Raw genomic sequence first — 20,064 nt, forward strand, 5'->3', positions numbered from 1 at the left:
CGGACGCGCGCGTCCGCCAGGCCCCAACCCGCCGAGGAATCACCGACATGTCCAAGCACACCCTCTCCGTCCTGGTGGAGAACAAGCCCGGCGTCCTCTCCCGGATCACCTCGCTCTTCTCCCGCCGCGGCTTCAACATCGACTCCCTCGCCGTCGGCACCACCGAGCACCCCGAGGTCTCGCGGATCACCATCGTGGTCAACGTCGAGGCGCTGCCGCTCGAGCAGGTCACCAAGCAGCTCAACAAGCTGGTCAACGTTCTGAAGATCGTGGAGCTCGACCCCCAGGCCGCGATCCACCGCGAGCTGATCCTGGTGAAGGTCCGCGCGGACAACGACACCAGGTCGCAGATCGTCGAGATCGTCCAGCTGTTCCGGGCCAAGACCGTGGACGTCGCCCCCGAGGCCGTCACCATCGAGGCCACGGGCAGCAGCGACAAGCTGGAGGCGATGCTCCGCATGCTGGAGCCGTTCGGTATCAAGGAGCTGGTCCAGTCAGGGGCCATCGCCATCGGCCGGGGCGCCCGTTCCATCACCGACCGGTCGCTGCGCGCCCTGGAGCGGACCGCATAGCGAGACCGTTACCACCGGCCCCGCGCGACGGCCTACGGTGGTCGCCGGGGGAGGACCCCCAAGGACAAGAGGAGAAAACGCAAGTGGCCGAGCTGTTCTACGACGACGACGCCGATCTGTCCATCATCCAGGGCCGCAAGGTCGCGGTGCTCGGGTACGGCAGCCAGGGCCACGCCCACGCGCTGTCCCTGCGCGACTCGGGCGTCGACGTCCGGGTCGGCCTGCACGAGGGCTCGACGTCGCGGGTGAAGGCGGAGGAGCAGGGCCTGCGGGTCACCAGCCCCGCCGAGGCCGCCGCCGAGGCCGACGTGATCATGATCCTGGTCCCCGACCCGATCCAGGGCCGCGTCTACGAGGAGTCCGTGCGGGACAACCTCAAGGCGGGCGACGCGCTCTTCTTCGGCCACGGGCTCAACATCCGGTTCGGGTTCATCGAGCCCCCGGCCGGCGTGGACGTGTGCATGGTCGCCCCCAAGGGCCCGGGCCACCTGGTCCGCCGCCAGTACGAGGAGGGCCGCGGCGTTCCGTGCATCGCGGCCGTCGAACAGGACGCGAGCGGTGGGGCGTTCCCGCTGGCGCTCTCGTACGCCAAGGCCATCGGCGGCACCCGCGCGGGCGTGATCAGGACGACGTTCACCGAGGAGACCGAGACCGACCTCTTCGGCGAGCAGGTCGTGCTGTGCGGCGGCACCTCAGCGCTGGTCAAGGCGGGCTTCGAGACGCTGGTCGAGGCCGGTTACCAGCCGGAGATCGCCTACTTCGAGTGCCTCCACGAGCTCAAGCTGATCGTGGACCTGATGTACGAGGGCGGCCTGTCGAAGATGCGCTGGTCGGTCTCCGAGACCGCCGAGTGGGGCGACTACATCTCGGGCCCGCGGATCATCACCGACGAGACCAAGGCGGAGATGAAGCGCATCCTGGGCGAGATCCAGGACGGCAGCTTCGCGAAGAGCTGGATGGCCGAGTACAACGCCGGTCTCCCCAGGTACAACGAGTACAAGAAGGCGGACGGCGACTCCCTCCTCGAGACCACGGGCCGGGAGCTGCGCAAGCTGATGAGCTGGGTGGACGACGAGGACTGACCCCTCGACCGGGGCCGCGACCCTCCTTGTCGAGGGCCGCTCCGACCCCCCGGAACCCCAGTTCGCCCGCGGGATTCGCTCGATCGAGCGGTGGCCCGGCAGGCGCCTGCCGGGCCCCTCACCGCGCCGATAGACTGCACCGCACAAGCGCGTCACAGGCTCACAGCGTCGTGCGTCTCCACGCGGATGCCCCTCATCTCTCCCGCCGTCGGCCGCCGGGACGCGGCCTTCCGCAAAGGACCAGTGAGATCCAGTGAGCAAGCCTGTCGTACTGATCGCCGAAGAGCTTTCGCCGGCCACTGTCGACGCCTTGGGGCCCGACTTCGAGATCCGGCACTGCGACGGCGCCGACCGCGCCGACCTGTTGAGCGCCATCGCCGACGTGGACGCCGTGCTGATCCGCAGCGCCACCCGCGTCGACGCCGAGGCCATCGCCGCCTCGCGGAAGCTCAAGGTCGTGGCCAGGGCCGGGGTCGGCCTCGACAACGTGGACGTGCCCGCCGCCACCAAGGCCGGGGTCATGGTCGTCAACGCCCCGACGTCCAACATCGTGACCGCCGCCGAGCTGGCCTGCGGCCTGCTCATCTCCACCGCGCGGAACATCCCGCAGGCCAACGCCGCGCTGAAGAACGGCGAGTGGAAGCGGAGCAAGTACACCGGGGTCGAGCTGGCCGAGAAGACCCTCGGCGTGGTGGGCCTCGGCCGCATCGGCGTGCTGGTGGCGCAGCGGATGGCGGCGTTCGGCATGGACATCGTCGCGTACGACCCGTATGTGCAGCCCGCCAGGGCCGCCCAGATGGGGGTCAAGCTGCTGACCCTCGACGAGCTGCTCGCCACCGCTGACTTCATCACCGTGCACCTGCCCAGGACCCCCGAGACGCTGGGCCTGATCGGCGACGAGGCGCTGCACAAGGTCAAGCCGACCGTCCGCATCGTCAACGCCGCGCGCGGCGGCATCGTCGACGAGACCGCGCTGCTCAGCGCGTTGAAGGAGGGCCGCGTCGCGGGCGCGGGGCTCGACGTCTACTCGACCGAGCCGTGCACGGACTCGCCGCTGTTCGAGTTCGACACCGTGGTCGGCACCCCGCACCTGGGCGCCTCGACCGGCGAGGCGCAGGAGAAGGCGGGCGTCTCGGTGGCCAGGTCGGTGCGGCTCGCGCTCGCGGGCGAGTTGGTGCCCGACGCGGTGAACGTCCAGGGCGGCGTCATCGCCGAGGACGTGCGCCCGGGACTTCCGCTGGCCGAGCGCCTCGGCCGGATCTTCACCGCGCTCGCGGGCGAGGTCGCGCAGCGGCTCGACGTCGAGGTGCGCGGTGAGATCACGCAGCACGACGTGAAGGTGCTCGAGCTGTCGGCGCTCAAGGGCGTGTTCGAGGACGTGGTCGCGGAGACCGTGTCGTATGTCAACGCCCCGCTGTTCGCGCAGGAGCGCGGCGTCGAGGTCCGGCTGACCACCAGCTCCGAGTCGCCCGACCACCGGAACCTGATCACCGTGCGCGGGACCCTGACCAGCGGCGAGGTGGTCTCCGTCTCGGGCACGCTCGCGGGTCCCAAGCACCAGCAGAAGATCGTCGGCATCGACCAGCACACGCTGGACCTCGCGGTGGCCGATCACATGGCGTTCCTGCGCTACACCGACCGCCCCGGCGTGGTCGGCACCCTGGGCCGCATCCTCGGCGAGTCGGGCATCAACATCGCGGGCATGCAGGTCGCGCGCGCCGAGGAGGGCGGCGAGGCGCTGATCGCCCTCACGGTGGACGGCACGATCCCGGCCGCGGTGCTCTCCGAGGTCGCCGCCGAGGTGGGCGCGACATCCGCCCGCGGCGTCAACCTGGCGGACTGACCGCCCCGTTGGCCTCCATGGCACGCGGCGCCTTTCCCATGGCGCCGACGACGAAGCCGGTGCCGCCCCGGGAAGGTGGGGGCGGCACCGGTCCGGACGAACGGCCGACGCGCGTGGTGCGAAGAAGCGTCAGCCGCCCGCCAGCTCCACCGCCCTGTCCGGCGAGAACTGCCCGGCGGGCCCGTCGCAGCCGTCGAGCTCACCCGGCGGCTTGACCCACAGGAAGGCGTCGACGAGGTCGCTGCCGGTGTTGACCGTGGGGTTCTCCCCGACCAGCCGCCCCGGCGGGTCGCACCACTCGCTGCCCGCGGGGCCGTTGCCGTTGCGGCTGGTGTCGATCACGGCGCCGAGGTCGGCGGGGGCGCCGAGCGCGTTCAGGACGGCCTCGGTGAAGGGGACCTCGTCCTGCGTGGCGCGGTAGTTGGAGACGTTGGAGAAGACACCGTCGCCGTTCTCCAGGATCCCGGCCTGCCGCAGCACGTCGGCGATCGCCGCGGGCTCGTGCCACGCCGAGTGGCCGATGTCGAAGTAGACCCGCGCCTCCGGGTTGGCCGCGTGCAGGGTGGCGGCGGCCTCGGAGATCGCGTCGAACCTGGCGGTGCGGTCGGCGCCTTCGAGGCAGTCGGACAGGGCGAGCGCGTCCGGCTCCAGGATGACCACGACCGGGTCGTCGCCGAGACCGGCGGCGAAGCCCTCGGTCCAGCCGAGGTAGCTCGGCAGGTCGGGCGCGCCCCCGGCGGAGGCGCCGCCGCAGTCGCGGTCCGGGATCATGTACGAGACCAGCACCGGCACTTCGCCCGCCGCGGAGGCGGCGGATGTGACCTCGGCGACGTCCTGGGTGATGGTCGACGGCTCGTACGAGGAGAACCACACGCCCTGCGGCTGGCTGGTGATCCGCTCGGAGATGACGGCGGCCCTCGGGTCGCCGGGGTTGTCCGCGACCCAGTCGTGGGCCTGGAGCGGGTAGTTGTGGAACACCGTGTCGGCGGGCAGGTCGGCCGCCGTGGCCTCCTGCGCCGCCGTGGCTCCCTGGGCTGAGGAGAGGGCGCCCCAGGTGAAGACGCCACCGATCGCCGTACCGACGGCAAGCAGCGTCCGCATGCGCGCGGCTCGTGGGGTGCGCATCAGGGTTCGTTCCCTTCGTCGGGAGTGGTTGTGGGGGTGATGGGAGCGCTCCCACGCTCCCACTGCCGCCGAACATAGCGGCTCGCGGGGCCGGAGTAAACGGTCAGGACACGGCGGACGTCGCGGGTTCTGGCTCCGGCGCCGCGCCGTGGGTCAGAGACGCGCCGCCTTGAGGGACATGTGCAGCAGGAGGCGGTCCTCGCCGTTCGCGAGGTCGAGGCCCGTCAGCCGCTCGATGCGGGAGAGCCGGTAGTACAGCGTCTGCCGGTGGATCGCCAGGGCGTCGGCCGTCCTGGTCGCCTGGCCCGCGTGGTCAAGGAACGCCTCGGCCGTGCGCGCCAGCTCGCGGTGCTCAACGGCGAGCAGCGGCGCCACCGCGGGGTCGGGCTCCCCGGTGGGCAGCGCGGTCAGCAGGCGGTAGGGGCCGAGGTCCGCCCAGGCCACCACCGGGCCGAACCGGCGCTCCGCCCGCGCCGCGCGCCCCGCGGCCAGCGCCTCGCGCCACGCGCCCGGCAGCTCGTCCACGCCCCGCCGCGGTCCTCCGATCCCGGCCGCCGCGCGCCCGCGCAGCCGTTCCCCCACGGAACGCGCCGCGCCCGGGCGCACGAGCGCCGCCAGCGCGCCGGGGCCCCGCGCCCCCGGCGGCATCGCGCACAGCGCGAGCGCCCCCGGCGGCGCGGCGGGCAGGTCGTCGACGGCCGGCCACTCCACGACGGCCACCACGGTCAACGCCCCCTGCGCGCCGGGCCCCAACGCCGCGGCCAGCGCCCCCGCGGGCCCAGGGCCGCCGTCATCGAGCGCGGCGCGCAGCAGCTCACCCACCCGCGCCCCGGCGCGCGCGTCCGCCGCGAGCAGCGCGCCGATGCGCCCCGCCGTCGCCATGGCCGCGGCGAGTCGCGGGTCGTCCAGCGTCACGGCGCCGTCGTCGAGCAGCCAGATGTAGCCGTAGACCACGGGCCCGTGCCGCACCGGAAGGCAGATCCGCCCGGTCAGCACGCCCGCGGCGGGCTCCGGCGGGATCCGCACCGGCTCCCGCGCGGTGGCGATGCCGAAGCTCTCGAACCACTCACGCACCGCGGGCGTCGAGCGGCGGTTGAGGATGGAACGGGTCCGCACCGGGTCCATCACGCGGTCGTCCGCGCTGTCGTGCGCCCCGAACGCGATGAGCCCGAAGTCGCGCCCCTCCAGCGTCGCCGGGGTGCCGAGCAGCGCGCACACCTCGTCGATCAGCTCCTGGTACTCCGTCCTGGTCCCGCTCCCCGGTCGCATGCCGCCCGCCACCTCCTCCACCCCGTCTCCGCCGCCAGGCCGTCCGGCCCCCAGGCCACCCGGCCGCCACTCGGCCGCTCCGGCGCACACCCCCATTCTCATACATATGTCTGAGAACGCGGCCCCCGATGCTCGACACCTGTCGATGGCCGATGATTCCGGGCGTTCCCTACCTTCTCGGGTAGCTTCGCTTCCACCCTCCAGGCACGCAGGAGGTGCCCCGTGCTGGGACCGGTCCTTCTCGCCGCATCCCGCAGCGACCGCATCCGGCGCGTCGTCTCCGCGGCTCCCGTCACCCGTTCCGTGGTGGAGCGTTTCGTCGCGGGGGAGCGGCTCGACGAGTCCGTCGTGGTCGCCGCCGACCTCGTCGACCGTGGCCTCGCGGTGACGCTCGACCACCTGGGCGAGGACGTCACCGGCAAGGCCGAGGCCCAGCGCAGCCGCGACGCCTACCTCGCGCTGCTCGACCGGCTGTCCGCGTTTGGCCTCGGCGCCCGCGCCGAGGTGTCCGTCAAGCTGTCGGCGTTCGGGCAGGCGCTGCCGGGCGGCCACGACATCGCCCTGCGCAACGTCCTGGACGTGGTCGAGGCCGCCGACGCCGCGGGCACCACGGTCACCCTGGACATGGAGGACCACACGACGGTCGACTCCACGCTGGCGATCCACGCGGACCTGCGCGGCCGCTTCCCCGGCACGGGCGCCGTGCTCCAGTCGTATCTGCACCGCACCGAGGACGACTGCCACGCCCTGGCCGCGTCGGGCTCCCGCGTGCGGCTGGTCAAGGGCGCCTACCGGGAGCCCGCGTCGGCCGCGCTCCAGGACAAGCACGACGTGGACCTCGCCTATGTCCGCTGCCTGCGCGTCCTGCTGGCGGGCGACGGCTACCCCATGGTCGCCACCCATGACCCCCGGCTGATCGCGGTCGCCCAGGCGCTGGCCCCGCGGCTCGGCAGGACGCCCGACGACTACGAGTTCCAGATGCTCTACGGCATACGCGACGCCGAGCAGGCGCGGCTGGCCGCGCGGGGCCATCGGATGCGGGTCTATGTGCCCTACGGCACCGACTGGTACGGCTATTTCATGCGCCGCCTGGCCGAGCGCCCCGCCAACCTGGCCTTCTTCGCGCGGTCCCTCGTCACCCGTGGCTGACCGCCGCCGACCCCGCACGCCCCCCGAACGCTTCCCGCACCTCTCGGAAGGAGACGACGGCATGGACGCCGTGACCGAGGTTCCCCAGCCGGTGAACGAGCCGGTGCTCACCTACGCGCCGGGCTCGCCCGAGCGCGCCCGCCTCGAGCGCAAGCTGAAGGAGTTCGCCTCCCACCCCGTCGACCTGCCCATGACCATCGGGGGCACCCGGCGGATGGGCGGCGGCGAGCGCTTCGACGTCGTGCAGCCGCACCGCCACAAGGCGCGGCTCGGCACCTCAGCCCATGCCACGGCGCAGGACGCCAGGGACGCCGTCGACGCGGCCCTGGCCGCCGCCCCCGCCTGGCGCGCGCTGCCGTTCGACGAGCGGGCCGCGGTCTTCCTGCGCGCGGCCGAGCTGTTGTCAGGGCCGTGGCGCGAGACGATCGCCGCCTCGACGATGCTCGGCCAGTCCAAGACGGTGCAGCAGGCCGAGATCGACGCCCCGTGCGAGCTGATCGACTTCTGGCGCTTCAACGTCCACTTCGCCCGTCAGCTGCTGACCGAGCAGCCGCCCGTCCAGCCCAAGGGCCAGTGGAACCGGATGGACTTCCGGCCGCTCGAGGGCTTCGTCTACGCGATCACGCCGTTCAACTTCACGGCCATCGCGGGCAACCTCCCGACCGCCCCCGCCCTGATGGGCAACGTCGTGGTGTGGAAGCCGTCGCCCACCCAGACCCACTCGGCCGTGCTGCTGATGGAGCTGCTCGAGGAGGCCGGGCTGCCTCCCGGCGTGATCAACCTGGTGACCGGCGACGGCAAGGCCGTCTCCGAGGTCGCGCTGCCCCACCCCGAGCTCGCGGGCATCCACTTCACCGGCTCGACAGGGACGTTCCGCCACCTCTGGCAGCAGGTCGGCGCGCACATCGAGCGCTACCGCGGCTACCCCAGGATCGTCGGCGAGACCGGTGGCAAGGACTTCATCGTCGTCCACCCGGGCGCCGACCCGGCGGCCGTGAAGACGGCGATCACCCGGGGCGCGTTCGAGTACCAGGGCCAGAAGTGCTCGGCCGCCTCCCGCGCCTATGTCCCGCGCTCGCTGTGGGAGGGCGGCCTGCGGGACGCCGTCGCCGAAGAGGTGGACGGGCTCACCATGGGCGACCCGACCGATCTGTCGAACTTCATGGCCGCCGTGATCGACGAGCGCGCCTTCGCCAAGAGCAGGGCCGCGATCGACCGGGCCAAGGCCGACCCCACGTGCGAGATCGTCGCGGGCGGCACCTACGACGACTCCGTCGGGTACTTCGTGCGGCCCACGGTGCTGACCTGTTCGGACCCGGAGAACGAGGTGTTCTCCACCGAGTACTTCGGACCGATCATCGCCGTCCACGTGTACGAGGACGACTCCTTCGACGCCATGCTCGACCAGATGGAGTCCGCCGCCGACTACGCGCTGACCGGAGCCGTCTTCGCCAGGGACCGCGCGGTGGTCGCCGCGGTGAGCGAGCGCCTGAGGTTCGCGGCCGGGAACTTCTACGTCAACGACAAGCCCACGGGCTCCGTCGTCGGACAGCAGCCGTTCGGCGGCGCCCGTGCCTCGGGCACCAACGACAAGGCGGGCTCGAAGTTCAACCTGCTGCGCTGGGTCTCTCCCAGGGCCATCAAGGAGACCCAGGTGTCCCCGACGGACTACCGCTACCCCCACATGGGCTGACCTCGGGAATCGGCCCACGCCCCGGCCGTTGCGGCCACGGCCTCCACCCGCCTCCCACGCCCCATGGGCCACGGGGGCAACCGGTGGGGGCCGTCGCCGTCTCGAATAGTAGGACGCCCAGGTATTTGGCGAGACATCACGGTCGATCACGGCTAGCTTTGTGGACGTTGCACTCAGGGCAGCGCCGCCCCGCAGTCCGACTCCCTCCCCCCTGGAGCTGATCCGCCATGGATGCCATCGCAACGCTGCCCCCGCAGGCCGCCCCGGCGTCGACCACCGTGGACACCGCCCTCGCCAGGGCCCGCGCCGCCGCGAGGGAAGCCCGCGAGGCCAGCCGCCGCCAGGCCGCCGCCGCCCTCCAGCGCGCCCTGGACCGCAGGGACAACGGCGGCGTCGCCGACCGCTGAGTCCACGCCGAGTCCATGCCGAGCCCGCCACCGAGTCCGCATCGTGGACGGCTCATGTCACGCCCTGGGACGGGGCGTTAGGGTCCCCCCATGGCACGGAGCATCGATCTGGCAGTGATCCCCGGCGACGGCATCGGCCCCGAGGTGGTGGGCGAGGGACTCAAGGTCCTGACCGCTGCCCTGCCGGGGGACGTCAAGCTGGAGACCACGGCCTACGATCTGGGCGCCCGCCGCTGGCACGCCACCGGCGAGACGCTGCCCGACTCCGAGCTGGAGCGGCTCAAGGCCCACGACGCGATCCTGCTCGGTGCCATCGGCGACCCGTCCGTCCCCTCGGGCGTCCTGGAGCGCGGCCTGCTGCTCAGGCTGCGCTTCGCGTTCGACCACTATGTGAACCTCCGGCCCAGCCGCCTGTTCCCCAACACCACCACGCCGCTCGCCGGATCGCCCGAGATCGACTTCGTCGTCGTCCGGGAGGGCACCGAGGGCCCGTACGTCGGGAACGGCGGCTCGATGCGCACCGGCACGCCCGCCGAGGTGGCCACCGAGGTCAGCATCAACACCGCCTACGGCGTGGAGCGCGTCGTGCGCGACGCCTTCGAACGCGCCGCCGCGCGCCCGGCGGGGAAGCTGACCCTGGTCCACAAGAACAACGTCCTGGTCCACGCCGGTCACCTCTGGTCGAACACGGTCGCCCGCGTCGCCGAGGAGTACCCCGGCGTCGCCACCGACTACCTGCACGTCGACGCGGCCACGATCTTCCTGGTCACCCAGCCCCAGCGCTTCGACGTGATCGTCACCGACAACCTGTTCGGCGACATCCTCACCGACCTGGCCGCCGCCATCACGGGCGGGATCGGCCTCGCCGCCTCGGGGAACATCAACCCCACCGGCACCTTCCCCTCGATGTTCGAGCCGGTGCACGGCTCCGCGCCCGACATCGCGGGCACCGGCAAGGCCGACCCGACCGCCACGGTGCTGTCCGTCGCCCTGCTGCTGCGCCACCTCGGCCACGAGGCCGAGGCCACCCGGATCGAAGAGGCCGTCACCGCGGACCTCGCCGCCCGCGAAGCCGGATCGCCGCGCACCACCGCGGAGATCGGCGACGCGCTGGCCGCCCGAGTAGCGGGGTAGGGTCCCGGGTCTCCGACAGGAGGAGCCGCCGGGCCCGTGCCCGGCGGCTTCTTGCGGCTGCCGCCGGGTGCCACCATCGTTTCCAGGGCCGCCACGCCGTGCAGCCGTCCGCCGGGGCGTTCACGGGGTGACACATCCCCGATTGCCTCCCCGATTGCTCGGACGTCCTACTATTGCGTCGGGCCCATCGCGTCGGGCGACGGACAGGCGGCCCGCCCGACCACTGACGTGAAGGACGCGCTCACGATGACCACGACGACCCCTCTCACCTTCGACCTCAAGCCGGCCGCCGAGCCGCTGTCCGACCAGGAGCGCGAGGCGGCGCTCGCCGACCCCGGCTTCGGCCGGTACTTCACCGACCACATGGTCACCATCCGCTGGACCGAGGGCCGCGGCTGGCACGACGCGCGCCTCCAGCCCTACGCCCCGATCCCCATGGACCCGGCCACCATGGCCCTGCACTACGGTCAGGAGATCTTCGAGGGGCTCAAGGCGTACCGCCAGCCCGACGGCTCGGTCGCCGTCTTCCGCCCCGAGGCCAACGCCCGGCGCTTCCAGCTCTCCGCGCGCCGCCTGGCGATGCCCGAGCTCCCGGTGGACGCGTTCGTCGAGGCCATCGACCTGCTGGTCCGCCAGGACGTCGCGTGGGTGCCCACCCGGGGCGAGCAGTCGTTGTATCTGCGGCCCTTCATGTTCGCCACCGAGGTCGGCCTCGGCATCAACCGCCCGGCGAACGAGTACCTCTTCATGGTGATCGCCTCCCCGGCCGGCGCGTACTTCCCGCGGGGGATCAAGCCGGTCTCGGTGTGGCTCTCCCGCGAGTACGTCAGGGCGGCCCCCGGTGGCACCGGCGAGGCCAAGTGCGCGGGGAACTACGCGGCGGCCTTCCTCGCCCAGGCCGAGGCCACGCGCAACGGCTGCGACCAGGTCGTCTGGCTCGACGCCACCGAGCGCCGCTGGGTGGAGGAGATGGGCGGGATGAACCTGTACTTCGTCCATGGCGAGGGCGACGCCGCCAGGATCACCACCCCCGAGCTGACCGGCACGCTGCTGCCCGGCATCACGCGCGACTCGCTGCTGACCATCGCCCGCGACCTGGGCCACCCCGTCGACGAGGTGCGCATCTCCACCGACGAGTGGCGGCGCGGGAACGAGGACGGCGCCATCAGCGAGGTCTTCGCGTGCGGCACCGCGGCCGTGATCACCCCGGTCGGCTCGGTCAAGTCGAGCGACGCCGCCTGGCTCGTCGCCGACGGGCAGCCCGGCTCGGTCACCATGCGCCTGCGCGAGGAGCTGCTCGGCATCCAGACCGGCCGGGTCGAGGACCGCCACGGCTGGATGCACCACATCGTCTGACGCCACATCGTCCGACCCCTCGGGGCCCCGGCCCTGGCCCGCGCCGGGACCCGGGTCCGGATCCTGAGACGGCGGGTGGCACAGGCGCCGTCCTGTGCCACACTGCCCTCATGCTTCCGTATGCCCTGATCGACACCATGATTATCGGTGCCCAGCGCGCCGGTCCTCGCTGACAGCGAAGACCCGCGCGCAGACCTCTCGCATCCGCGAGGGGTCTTTTGTTTTGCAGCCCCTCCCCGTGCAGGTACAGCGTTCGCCAGGAAGACACAGGAGCCGAGACCCATGACGAAGGCCGCCCCCGATACCGTCAAGGACGCGCCGAGCGACGCGTTCCACGTCTTCGACACCACGCTGCGCGACGGCGCGCAGCGTGAGGGCATCAACCTCACCGTCGCCGACAAGCTGACCATCGCCCGCCACCTGGACGACTTCGGCGTGGGCTTCATCGAGGGCGGCTGGCCGGGCGCCAACCCCCGCGACACGGAGTTCTTCGCGCGGGCCCGCGCCGAGATCGCGTTCCGCAACGCCGCCCTCGTGGCGTTCGGCGCCACCCGCAGGGCGGGCGTCGACGTCGCCGACGACCCGCAGGTCGCGGCGCTGCTCGACTCCGGCGCCCCCGTGGTCACCCTGGTCGCCAAGTCCCACGACCGCCATGTCGAGCTGGCCCTGCGCACCACCCTCGAGGAGAACCTCGCCATGGTGCGCGACACCGTCGCCCACCTCGTCGCACATGGCCGCCGCGTCTTCGTCGACTGCGAGCACTTCTTCGACGGCTACCTGGCCAACCCCTCCCACGCCCTCGACGTCGTCCGCGCCGCGCACGGCGCGGGCGCCGACGTCGTGGTGCTGTGCGACACCAACGGCGGCATGCTGCCCGCCCAGGTCCAGGCCGTGGTGCGCACCGTCGTCGCCGACACGGGCGCGCGGATCGGCATGCACGCCCAGGACGACAGCGGATGCGCCGTCGCCAACACCCTGGCCGCCGTGGACGCGGGCGCCACCCATGTGCAGTGCACCGCCAACGGCTACGGCGAGCGGGTCGGCAACGCCAACCTCTTCCCCGTGGTCGCCGCCCTCGAGCTCAAGTACGGCCGCCGCGTGCTGCCACCGGGCGCGCTCACCGAGATGACCCGCGTCTCCCACGCCATCGCCGAGGTCGTCAACCTCGCCCCCGCCACCCACCAGCCCTATGTGGGCGTCTCCGCCTTCGCCCACAAGGCCGGGCTGCACGCCTCGGCCATCAAGGTCGACCCCGACCTCTACCAGCACATCGACCCCGAGCTCGTCGGCAACTCGATGCGGATGCTGGTCTCCGACATGGCGGGCCGGGCCTCCGTCGAGCTCAAGGGCAAGGAGCTCGGCTACGACCTCACCGACCGCGCCCTGGTCGGCCGGGTCGTGGAGCGGGTCAAGGAGCGTGAGCTGCGCGGCTTCACCTACGAGGCGGCGGACGCCTCGTTCGAGCTGCTGCTGAGGGAGACGGTGCACGACGGGCCGCAGCGCTTCTTCCACCTGGAGTCCTGGCGCGCGATCACCGACCAGCGCGCGGACGGCACCGTGGACAACGAGGCCACCGTGCGCCTGTGGGCCAAGGGCGAGCGGGTGCTGGCCACGGGCGAGGGCAACGGCCCGGTGAACGCCCTCGACCGCGCGCTGCGCGCGGGCCTCGAGCGCACCTTCCCGCAGCTGGCCCGCATCCAGCTCGTGGACTACAAGGTCCGCATCCTCGAGGGCAGGCACGGCACCCAGTCCACCACCCGGGTCCTGATCACCTCGGGCGACGGCACCACCGAGTGGTCCACGGTGGGGGTGGCCGACAATGTGATCGCCGCGTCGTGGCAGGCTTTGGACGACGCCTACACGTATGGCCTCCTGCGCGCCGGGCTGCGCCCCGACCCCTCCCCGCGAGGCTGAACGCGCCGGTTCCGCGGCACTGTAGGGGTCTGACAGTGCCACCCCGGCCCGGCTGTGGTGAGCCTGCATCAACGCCCCTCCCGTTGTGCGGTTCTGTCCAGCGCGGCCATGAAACGGCTGCGGAGACTGTACGGATCTGACGAGAGCCAACGGGCGCGGCGTTTCGTAGGGTCTATACATGACCGATCACGCTGAGACAGGCCCGACTGAGGCGGACACCGCCACGGACGCCAGGGGCCGCGTCGCGGAGCTGCTCGCCATCCGCGAGGAGGCGGCCCGTGGCCCGTCCGAGGCGGCGACGGCGGCCCAGCACGGCAAGGGAAAGCTCACCGCCCGCGAGCGGATCGCCCTCCTGCTCGACGAGGGCACCTTCAGCGAGGTCGGCGCGCTGCGGCGGCACCGCGCCACGGGCTTCGGCCTCGAGGCCAAGCGGCCCTACACCGACGGCGTGGTCACCGGCTGGGGCCTGGTCCACGGCAGGACGGTCTTCGTCTACGCGCATGACTTCCGCATCTTCGGCGGGGCGCTGGGGGAGGCCCACGCCGCGAAGATCCACAAGATCATGGACATGGCCATCGCTGCGGGCGCCCCGCTGATCTCGCTCAACGACGGCGCGGGGGCCCGTATCCAGGAGGGCGTCTCCGCGCTCGCCGGGTACGGCGGCATCTTCCAGCGCAACACCAGGGCCTCGGGCGTGATCCCGCAGATCTCCGTGATGCTCGGCCCCTGCGCGGGCGGCGCGGCGTACTCTCCCGCGCTGACCGACTTCGTGTTCATGGTCAGGGAGACCGCGCAGATGTTCATCACGGGCCCCGACGTGGTGGCCGCGGTGACGGGCGCCCAGGTCTCGCAGAACGGCCTCGGCGGCGCCGACGTGCACGCCGCGACATCCGGCGTGGCCCACTTCGCGTACGACGACGAGGAGTCGTGCATCGAGGAGGTGCGCTACCTCCTGTCGCTCCTGCCCGCGAACAACCGCGAGAACCCCCCGTCCGTGCCCACCGACGACCCGGCGGACCGGCGGTGCGAGCGCCTGGTCGACCTGGTCCCCGCCGACGGGAACCGCCCGTACGACATGCGCGTGGTGATCGAGGAGCTGGTGGACGACGGGGAGTACCTCGAGGTCCACGAGCGCTGGGCGGCGAACATCATCTGTGCCCTGGCCCGCCTCGACGGCCAGGTCGTGGGCATCGTGGCCAACCAGCCGCAGTCCCTCGCGGGCGTCCTGGACATCTCCGCCTCGGAGAAGGCCGCCCGCTTCGTGCAGATGTGCGACGCGTTCAACATCCCGATCGTGACGCTCCTCGACGTCCCCGGCTTCCTGCCCGGCGTCGACCAGGAGCACGGCGGCATCATCAGGCACGGCGCCAAGCTGCTGTACGCCTACTGCAACGCCACGGTGCCGCGCATCTCGGTCGTGCTGCGCAAGGCGTACGGCGGCGCCTACATCGTGATGGACTCCCAGTCGATCGGCGCGGACGTCACCCTCGCCTGGCCGACCAACGAGATCGCCGTGATGGGCGCCGAGGGCGCGGCCAATGTGATCTTCCGCCGCCAGATCGCGGCGGCCGAGGACCCCGACGCCACGAGGTCGCGGATGGTCAAGGAGTACAAGGCCGAGCTGATGCACCCCTATTACGCGGCCGAGCGCGGCCTGGTGGACGATGTCATCGAGCCCGCCGAGACCCGTTCCGTCCTCATCTCCGCCCTGGCGATGCTGCGCACCAAGCACGCCGACCTGCCGGCCCGCAAGCACGGCAACCCGCCCCAGTGACCGCACCCGCCGCCCATGGACGCGCGGCACGGAGCGCGACACGCCTCATGGCTCGCACGCACGGAAGGACTGCCCCATGACCCGCGAGATCCCCGGTGACCCGCATCTGGTCCGGGTGGAGAAGGGCGCGGCCAGCGACGAGGAGCTGGCCGCCGTCACCGCACTGTTGATGGCGCGCGCCGCCCAGGGCCCCGCGCCCGCCACCACCACCGCCCGCACGCCGGCGCCTTGGCGCCGTCCGGAGCGCGCTCGCGCCTACCGCGCGCCCCACAGCTGGCAGGGCTGACGCCCCTACGACGCTCCACACGACGAGAAGCCCCCGGCGCCATCAGGCGTCGGGGGCTTCTCGTCGGGCGCTCGATCAGGCGGCCTGCTGCTCCATGGCGCTGAGCACGGTCCTGCGGGGGTTCGCCGTGCGGGCCGGCAGCTCCTGCGCCGCGGCCTTCGGCGGGGTCGCCGGGACGAGATCACCGGCGTCCGTCAGGTGTGCCAGAGTGGTGCGGCGGGGGTTCGCGGTGGAGCGCGTGGTCAGCGTGGTCTTCACAGCTCTGTCTGCCTCGGGTCTCTTGATCATTCCGGGGGATTGTCATTCCCGGGGAGGATGTACACGAGAGGTTAGGGGCCGTGTACCCACAGGCCCGCCGTAATCGGCCACCGAAGCATGTGAGTTTCCTCACGAGGAGCGCGGCAAAAGCCGCGAAAGGGGCATGTTCCCTTCCCGGCAAAGCGGCTATATCGGGCTAATAATCCTGTTTCGATCCGCACGGCTGGTGGGGAGTGTGCGGATTCCGTGGTGGCGCCGGGGGTAAACGTCCGGTTCCTCCGCACATGCTGCGTACGTGACGTGATCATGTGTCAGCGCAGCGTCATACCGGCATCGCGACCATCCCTGGCCCTTGTTGGAGATCGGCCTCTGTGCTGGAATTCCACGGACCGCACGCGAGTCGGCACACCAGTGGAGGGCGCACACCAGCGTCACACACCGGCCGACCAGCCAGACGCGTCGGTTGTCCGAACGACCGTAACGGGGCAGGAGAGCCCCCGACTCACGACCGTCACGCCGCATCGGCGGCGGACGCTGAGGTCCAGAGGTTGCGACGCTAGTGCAGGGACGTTTCAAGAGGGAAGGCAACGCGGCGGGGGATGCGGAGTCGGGCGGCGCGATCGACCGCGGCTCCTCTGCGGGACCCGCGCTGGGCGGAGGCCCGGCGCGCCCCGGGCCCGGCGGCGAGCGACCGCCCCGCGGCCGTGCCTCCGAGAGCGCGGACACCGCGACCGAGCCCAAGCGCCGCCCGAGCCAGGCCGGCTCACGGCTGGCCCTGCGCAACTGGCGCATCAGCACCAGACTTGTCTCCCTGATCGCCCTCCCCGTCCTCGCCGCCACCGTCCTCGGTGGCCTGCGCATCCAGGGGTCGATGGACGACATCGACCAGCTGGACGACATGCAGCTGCTGACCGACCTGACCCAGCAGGCGACGCTGCTCGCCACCGCGCTCCAGGAGGAGCGCGACCGCTCGGCCGGGCCGTTGGTCAGCGGGCGCAACCCCAAGAGCGACGAGGTCGCCGCGCCCCGCGAGCGCACCGACGAGGCGATCGACGCGTTCAGCGACGCGACCCTCAGGATCGACAACACCGATCCGGACATGCGCGGCGTCCAGGCGACGATCAACGACATCGGCTCCCGCGTCAACGAGATCAGCCAGATCCGGAACCAGGCGTACATCGACCGCGACTACGTCTCGCAGACCGTCAGCCAGTACACCGAGCTGATCGACGCGCTCCTCAGCCTCTCGCAGGACATGGCCCAGGCCACGAGCAACAGCGAGATGATCCGCAGCACGCGCGCGCTCGCCACGTTCTCCTCGGCCAAGGAGCACGCCTCCATCCAGCGCGCCATCATCACCGCGGGCCTCGCGCGCGACGAGCGCGAGGGCGAGGAGGCGGCCCTCTCGCACAGCGACTGGCGCTTCGGCCGTTCGCATCAGCAGAGCGAGGACGCCGCGCTCGCCAGCTTCCCGCTCATCTACGGCGACCCCGGGGCCGCCGAGGAGCTGCTCGCGCCGCTGGAGAGCGGCATGGTGAACATCGTCTCGGCCGACCAGTACGCCCGCCAGGTGTTCGCCGCCGAGGAGGGCATCAGGAGCGAGGACCGCTCCTACCGCGACTGGTACGACCAGGACCGCGCCAAGATCGACGCGATGGACAACATCGAGCGCACGCTGCTCGACGAGATGGAGGCCCAGGCGCGCGAGCTGCGCGACGAGGCCCAGCGCGACTCGATCCTCAACGGCGCGCTGATCATCCTGGTCCTCGGCATCTCGCTGGTGGGCGCGTTCGTCGTGGCCCGCTCCATGGTCCGCTCGCTGCGGCGGCTCCAGGACACCGCGCAGGAGGTCGCCCGCACGCGGCTTCCCGAGGTCGTCAAGCACATGTCCGAGGCCGAGCCCGAGGACGTCAACACCGCCGTCGAGTCCGTGGGCGTCTACACCAGGGACGAGATCGGCAAGGTGGCCGAGGCGTTCGACGACGTCCACAGGGAGGCCGTCCGGCTCGCGGGCGAGCAGGCCCTCCTGCGGGGCAACGTCAACGCGATGTTTACCAACCTCTCGCGCCGCAGCCAGGGCCTCATCCAGCGTCAGCTCTCCCTCATCTCCGAGCTCGAGTCGCGCGAGGCCGACCCCGACCAGCTGTCCTCGCTGTTCAAGCTCGACCACCTCGCCACCCGCATGCGCCGCAACGGCGAGAACCTCCTGGTCCTCGCCGGTGAGGAGCCTGGCCGCCGCTGGACGCGCCCCGTCCCGCTGGTGGACGTGCTCCGCGCCGCCGCGTCCGAGGTGGAGCAGTACGAACGCATCGAGCTGAGCGCCGTTCCCAAGACGGACGTCGCGGGCCGCGTCGTCAACGACCTGGTCCACCTGCTGGCCGAGCTCCTGGAGAACGCCACGTCGTTCTCCTCGCCGCAGACCAAGGTCAAGGTCACGGGCCACGCGCTGCCCGACGGCCGCGTGCTCGTGGAGATCCACGACACGGGCATCGGCCTGTCGCCCGAGGACCTGGCCGAGATCAACGACCGGCTCGCCAACCCGCCCACGGTGGACGTCTCCGTCTCCCGCCGCATGGGCCTCTTCGTGGTCGGCCGCCTGTCCCTGCGCCACAACATCCGCATCCAGCTGCGGCCTTCGGACTCCGGCGGCACCACCGCCCTCGTCATGCTGCCCGCCGACGTCGCCCAGGGCGCGGGCCGCCCGAGGCCCGGTGGCCCCGGCGGCCCGGGCGCCCCCGGCGGCCCGCCCACCGCCACCCTTCAGCGCGAGGCACCGCCGCGGCGCCGCCCGCCGGGGGAGCCGCCCCGGGGCGCGAGCGACGACACCGCGCAACTCCCCGGCTGGAACCGAGGCGTCGATCGCGGCGCCGAGCCCTCCCGTGGCCAGGTCGGCGGCGGCGGCGCGCGCCCCGCGCTGCCCTCCCGCCCCGGCGGCCCGGGCGCGGGCCCGCTCGGCGGCGAGCCCGCCGGGCCCCCGACGCCGCCGCCCCCCGCGCCGCCCGAGCGCCAGGCCCCCGTGCCGCCCCTCGCCCCCGGGGAGCCGGTGCCGGGCGGGCGCCCGAGCTGGGCGAGCAACGCCGAGGACAGTGGCCGAATACCGGCGGCCAGGGACGACGCGGAGTGGCCCCGCGGCCACGACGAGGCCGAGTCGACGGGCGAGCACCCGCGCCCCGGCTACGTCGGGGCCACCGGGACGACCGGCGGCACGGGCATGTCGGCGGCCTTCGGCCACCGCCAGCGCGCCCAGCGTCCCCAACAGCCGGACGACACCACCGAGTTCACCTTCCCCGGCGGTCCGCCCACGGGTGGCCGCGCCCAGCGTCCGGCCGCCCCGCCGCAGCCGCAGGCCCAGCCGCCGCAGCCCCAGCCGCACGTCCAGCCTCCGCAGCCCCCCGCGGCCCAGCCGCCGGCGCGCGCGCCGCAGCCCCGGCGCCCCGATGAGCTGCGCGACCCGCTGCCCGTGTCCTCGGCGCCCGCGACGCCCGAACGCACCCCGATCTTCGAGGAGATGGAGTCGACGTGGTTCGGCGTGCGCCGAGCCGCGCCCGCCCCGCCGCCCGCGCCCGCCCCCGCCCCCGCGCCCGCCCCCGCGCCCGCGCCCGCGCGCGAGCCGTCCGGCTCCTACCCCTCCGCACAGCCGACCCCCACGCCCCAGCAGCAGCGTTCGGCGACCGCGTACTCCACCGCCGAACGCCCCCAGCCCGGTCGCGCCGCCGAGCCCGGCACCGGCGAGACCTCAGCCCCCTGGCGCCCTTCGCCCAACGACGAGCGCTGGCGCCAGGCCGAACAGCTGCGGCAGCCGACCGCGGGCGGCGTCACCACCTCGGGCCTGCCCCGCAGGGTGCCGCGCGCCAACCTCGTCGCCGGAGCGGCGCAGCCCGAGCAACAGGCCCCGCCGTCGGGCCCGTTGGTCTCGCGCCGCCCCGACGACGTCCGCGGCAGGCTGACCAACCTCAGGCGCGGCATTCAGCAGGGACGCCAGGCCGGCACCTCGGCCGGCCACCCGGACCGGGGCTACGGCCCCACGTACCAGTAGTAGGAGCGTTAGTGTGAGCGCGATGAGCCAGGCGGCGCGGAACCTGAACTGGTTGATCACCAGCTTTGTGGACAGTACTCCGGGGGTGTCGCACACGGTGGTGGTGTCGGCGGATGGTCTGCTTCTGGCGTTGTCCGAGGGGTTTCCGCGGGATCGTGCGGATCAG

General features: G+C 72.6%; 16 protein-coding genes. 13 read left to right on the forward strand and 3 right to left on the reverse strand.

Going from position 1 to position 20,064, the window contains the following annotated elements; all coding sequences use genetic code 11:
* Nucleotides 1-47: 47 nt before the first annotated feature.
* The 3 genes from ilvN (at nucleotide 48) to serA (ending at nucleotide 3,497) form a co-directional block, all read left to right on the forward strand.
* Nucleotides 48-572 carry an acetolactate synthase small subunit gene (ilvN, locus tag D7318_RS14165; protein WP_120697315.1) on the forward strand — a complete coding sequence of 175 codons (525 nt, stop codon included), beginning with the start codon at nucleotides 48-50 and terminating at the stop codon, nucleotides 570-572.
* 83 nt (nucleotides 573-655) lie between these two features.
* Nucleotides 656-1,654 (forward strand): ketol-acid reductoisomerase, encoded by a 999-nt coding sequence (gene ilvC / locus D7318_RS14170; protein WP_120697316.1) that lies wholly within the window; start codon nucleotides 656-658, stop codon nucleotides 1,652-1,654.
* A 253-nt stretch (nucleotides 1,655-1,907) separates the two neighbouring features.
* Entirely contained in the window at nucleotides 1,908-3,497 is a 1,590-nt protein-coding gene (gene serA / locus D7318_RS14175) for a phosphoglycerate dehydrogenase (RefSeq protein ID WP_120697317.1), read from the forward strand.
* Between the two features lie 129 nt (nucleotides 3,498-3,626).
* On the opposite strand, the gene D7318_RS14180 is transcribed toward serA, so the two are convergent.
* Together D7318_RS14180 and D7318_RS14185 are read right to left on the reverse strand one after the other, a co-directional pair.
* A complete protein-coding gene (locus D7318_RS14180) occupies nucleotides 3,627-4,622 on the reverse strand; it encodes a glycoside hydrolase family 6 protein (protein WP_230423727.1) in 996 nt (331 codons plus the stop codon).
* Nucleotides 4,623-4,775: 153 nt separating this feature from the next.
* The gene (locus tag D7318_RS14185) at nucleotides 4,776-5,891 is read right to left on the reverse strand and encodes a PucR family transcriptional regulator (RefSeq protein ID WP_120697361.1); all 1,116 of its coding nucleotides are present in this window, start codon (nucleotides 5,889-5,891) and stop codon (nucleotides 4,776-4,778) included.
* 222 nt (nucleotides 5,892-6,113) lie between these two features.
* On the opposite strand from D7318_RS14185, the gene D7318_RS14190 reads away from it, so the two are divergent.
* From D7318_RS14190 to D7318_RS14225, 8 genes are all read left to right on the forward strand, one after another.
* Nucleotides 6,114-7,040: a proline dehydrogenase family protein gene (locus tag D7318_RS14190; protein ID WP_120697319.1), complete on the forward strand. Its 927-nt coding sequence runs from the start codon at nucleotides 6,114-6,116 to the stop codon at nucleotides 7,038-7,040.
* Nucleotides 7,041-7,101: 61 nt separating this feature from the next.
* Nucleotides 7,102-8,733, forward strand: a complete 1,632-nt coding sequence (gene pruA / locus D7318_RS14195; RefSeq protein ID WP_120697320.1) for an L-glutamate gamma-semialdehyde dehydrogenase — start codon at nucleotides 7,102-7,104, stop codon at nucleotides 8,731-8,733.
* Nucleotides 8,734-8,960: 227 nt separating this feature from the next.
* Entirely contained in the window at nucleotides 8,961-9,140 is a 180-nt protein-coding gene (locus tag D7318_RS14200) for a hypothetical protein (RefSeq protein WP_120697321.1), read from the forward strand.
* Nucleotides 9,141-9,230: 90 nt separating this feature from the next.
* Nucleotides 9,231-10,274, forward strand: coding sequence for a 3-isopropylmalate dehydrogenase (locus D7318_RS14205; RefSeq protein WP_120697322.1), 1,044 nt, complete (start codon nucleotides 9,231-9,233; stop codon nucleotides 10,272-10,274).
* A 246-nt stretch (nucleotides 10,275-10,520) separates the two neighbouring features.
* The gene (locus D7318_RS14210) at nucleotides 10,521-11,630 is read left to right on the forward strand and encodes a branched-chain amino acid aminotransferase (protein ID WP_120697363.1); all 1,110 of its coding nucleotides are present in this window, start codon (nucleotides 10,521-10,523) and stop codon (nucleotides 11,628-11,630) included.
* Nucleotides 11,631-11,912: 282 nt separating this feature from the next.
* Nucleotides 11,913-13,544: a citramalate synthase gene (cimA, locus tag D7318_RS14215; RefSeq protein ID WP_120697323.1), complete on the forward strand. Its 1,632-nt coding sequence runs from the start codon at nucleotides 11,913-11,915 to the stop codon at nucleotides 13,542-13,544.
* 178 nt (nucleotides 13,545-13,722) lie between these two features.
* Nucleotides 13,723-15,318, forward strand: coding sequence for an acyl-CoA carboxylase subunit beta (locus D7318_RS14220; RefSeq protein ID WP_120697324.1), 1,596 nt, complete (start codon nucleotides 13,723-13,725; stop codon nucleotides 15,316-15,318).
* 76 nt (nucleotides 15,319-15,394) lie between these two features.
* On the forward strand, nucleotides 15,395-15,604 hold the full coding sequence (locus D7318_RS14225; protein ID WP_120697325.1) for an acyl-CoA carboxylase subunit epsilon: 210 nt from the start codon (nucleotides 15,395-15,397) through the stop codon (nucleotides 15,602-15,604).
* Nucleotides 15,605-15,679: 75 nt separating this feature from the next.
* Here D7318_RS14225 and D7318_RS14230 read toward each other — a convergent pair whose 3' ends face one another.
* Nucleotides 15,680-15,862 (reverse strand): hypothetical protein, encoded by a 183-nt coding sequence (locus tag D7318_RS14230; protein WP_120697326.1) that lies wholly within the window; start codon nucleotides 15,860-15,862, stop codon nucleotides 15,680-15,682.
* A gap of 559 nt (nucleotides 15,863-16,421) precedes the next feature.
* Here D7318_RS14230 and D7318_RS14235 point away from each other — a divergent pair.
* The gene (locus D7318_RS14235; protein WP_183091405.1) at nucleotides 16,422-19,898 is read left to right on the forward strand and encodes a sensor histidine kinase; all 3,477 of its coding nucleotides are present in this window, start codon (nucleotides 16,422-16,424) and stop codon (nucleotides 19,896-19,898) included.
* Between the two features lie 22 nt (nucleotides 19,899-19,920).
* The coding region (locus D7318_RS14240) for a roadblock/LC7 domain-containing protein (protein ID WP_147437684.1) at nucleotides 19,921-20,064 on the forward strand (144 nt) is incomplete at its 3' end.

This window comes from Streptomyces radicis, assembly GCF_003626575.1.
Taxonomy (GTDB): Bacteria; Actinomycetota; Actinomycetes; order Streptomycetales; family Streptomycetaceae; genus Streptomyces; species Streptomyces radicis.

Coding starts and splice junctions, on each gene's coding strand:
- ilvN (WP_120697315.1), top strand. CDS start 48: ATGTCCAAGCACACCCTCTCCGTCCTGGTGGAGAACAAGCCCGGCGTC.
- D7318_RS14180 (WP_230423727.1), bottom strand. CDS start 4,622: ATGCGCACCCCACGAGCCGCGCGCATGCGGACGCTGCTTGCCGTCGGT.
- D7318_RS14185 (WP_120697361.1), bottom strand. CDS start 5,891: ATGCGACCGGGGAGCGGGACCAGGACGGAGTACCAGGAGCTGATCGAC.
- pruA (WP_120697320.1), top strand. CDS start 7,102: ATGGACGCCGTGACCGAGGTTCCCCAGCCGGTGAACGAGCCGGTGCTC.
- D7318_RS14200 (WP_120697321.1), top strand. CDS start 8,961: ATGGATGCCATCGCAACGCTGCCCCCGCAGGCCGCCCCGGCGTCGACC.
- D7318_RS14205 (WP_120697322.1), top strand. CDS start 9,231: ATGGCACGGAGCATCGATCTGGCAGTGATCCCCGGCGACGGCATCGGC.
- D7318_RS14210 (WP_120697363.1), top strand. CDS start 10,521: ATGACCACGACGACCCCTCTCACCTTCGACCTCAAGCCGGCCGCCGAG.
- cimA (WP_120697323.1), top strand. CDS start 11,913: ATGACGAAGGCCGCCCCCGATACCGTCAAGGACGCGCCGAGCGACGCG.
- D7318_RS14220 (WP_120697324.1), top strand. CDS start 13,723: ATGACCGATCACGCTGAGACAGGCCCGACTGAGGCGGACACCGCCACG.
- D7318_RS14225 (WP_120697325.1), top strand. CDS start 15,395: ATGACCCGCGAGATCCCCGGTGACCCGCATCTGGTCCGGGTGGAGAAG.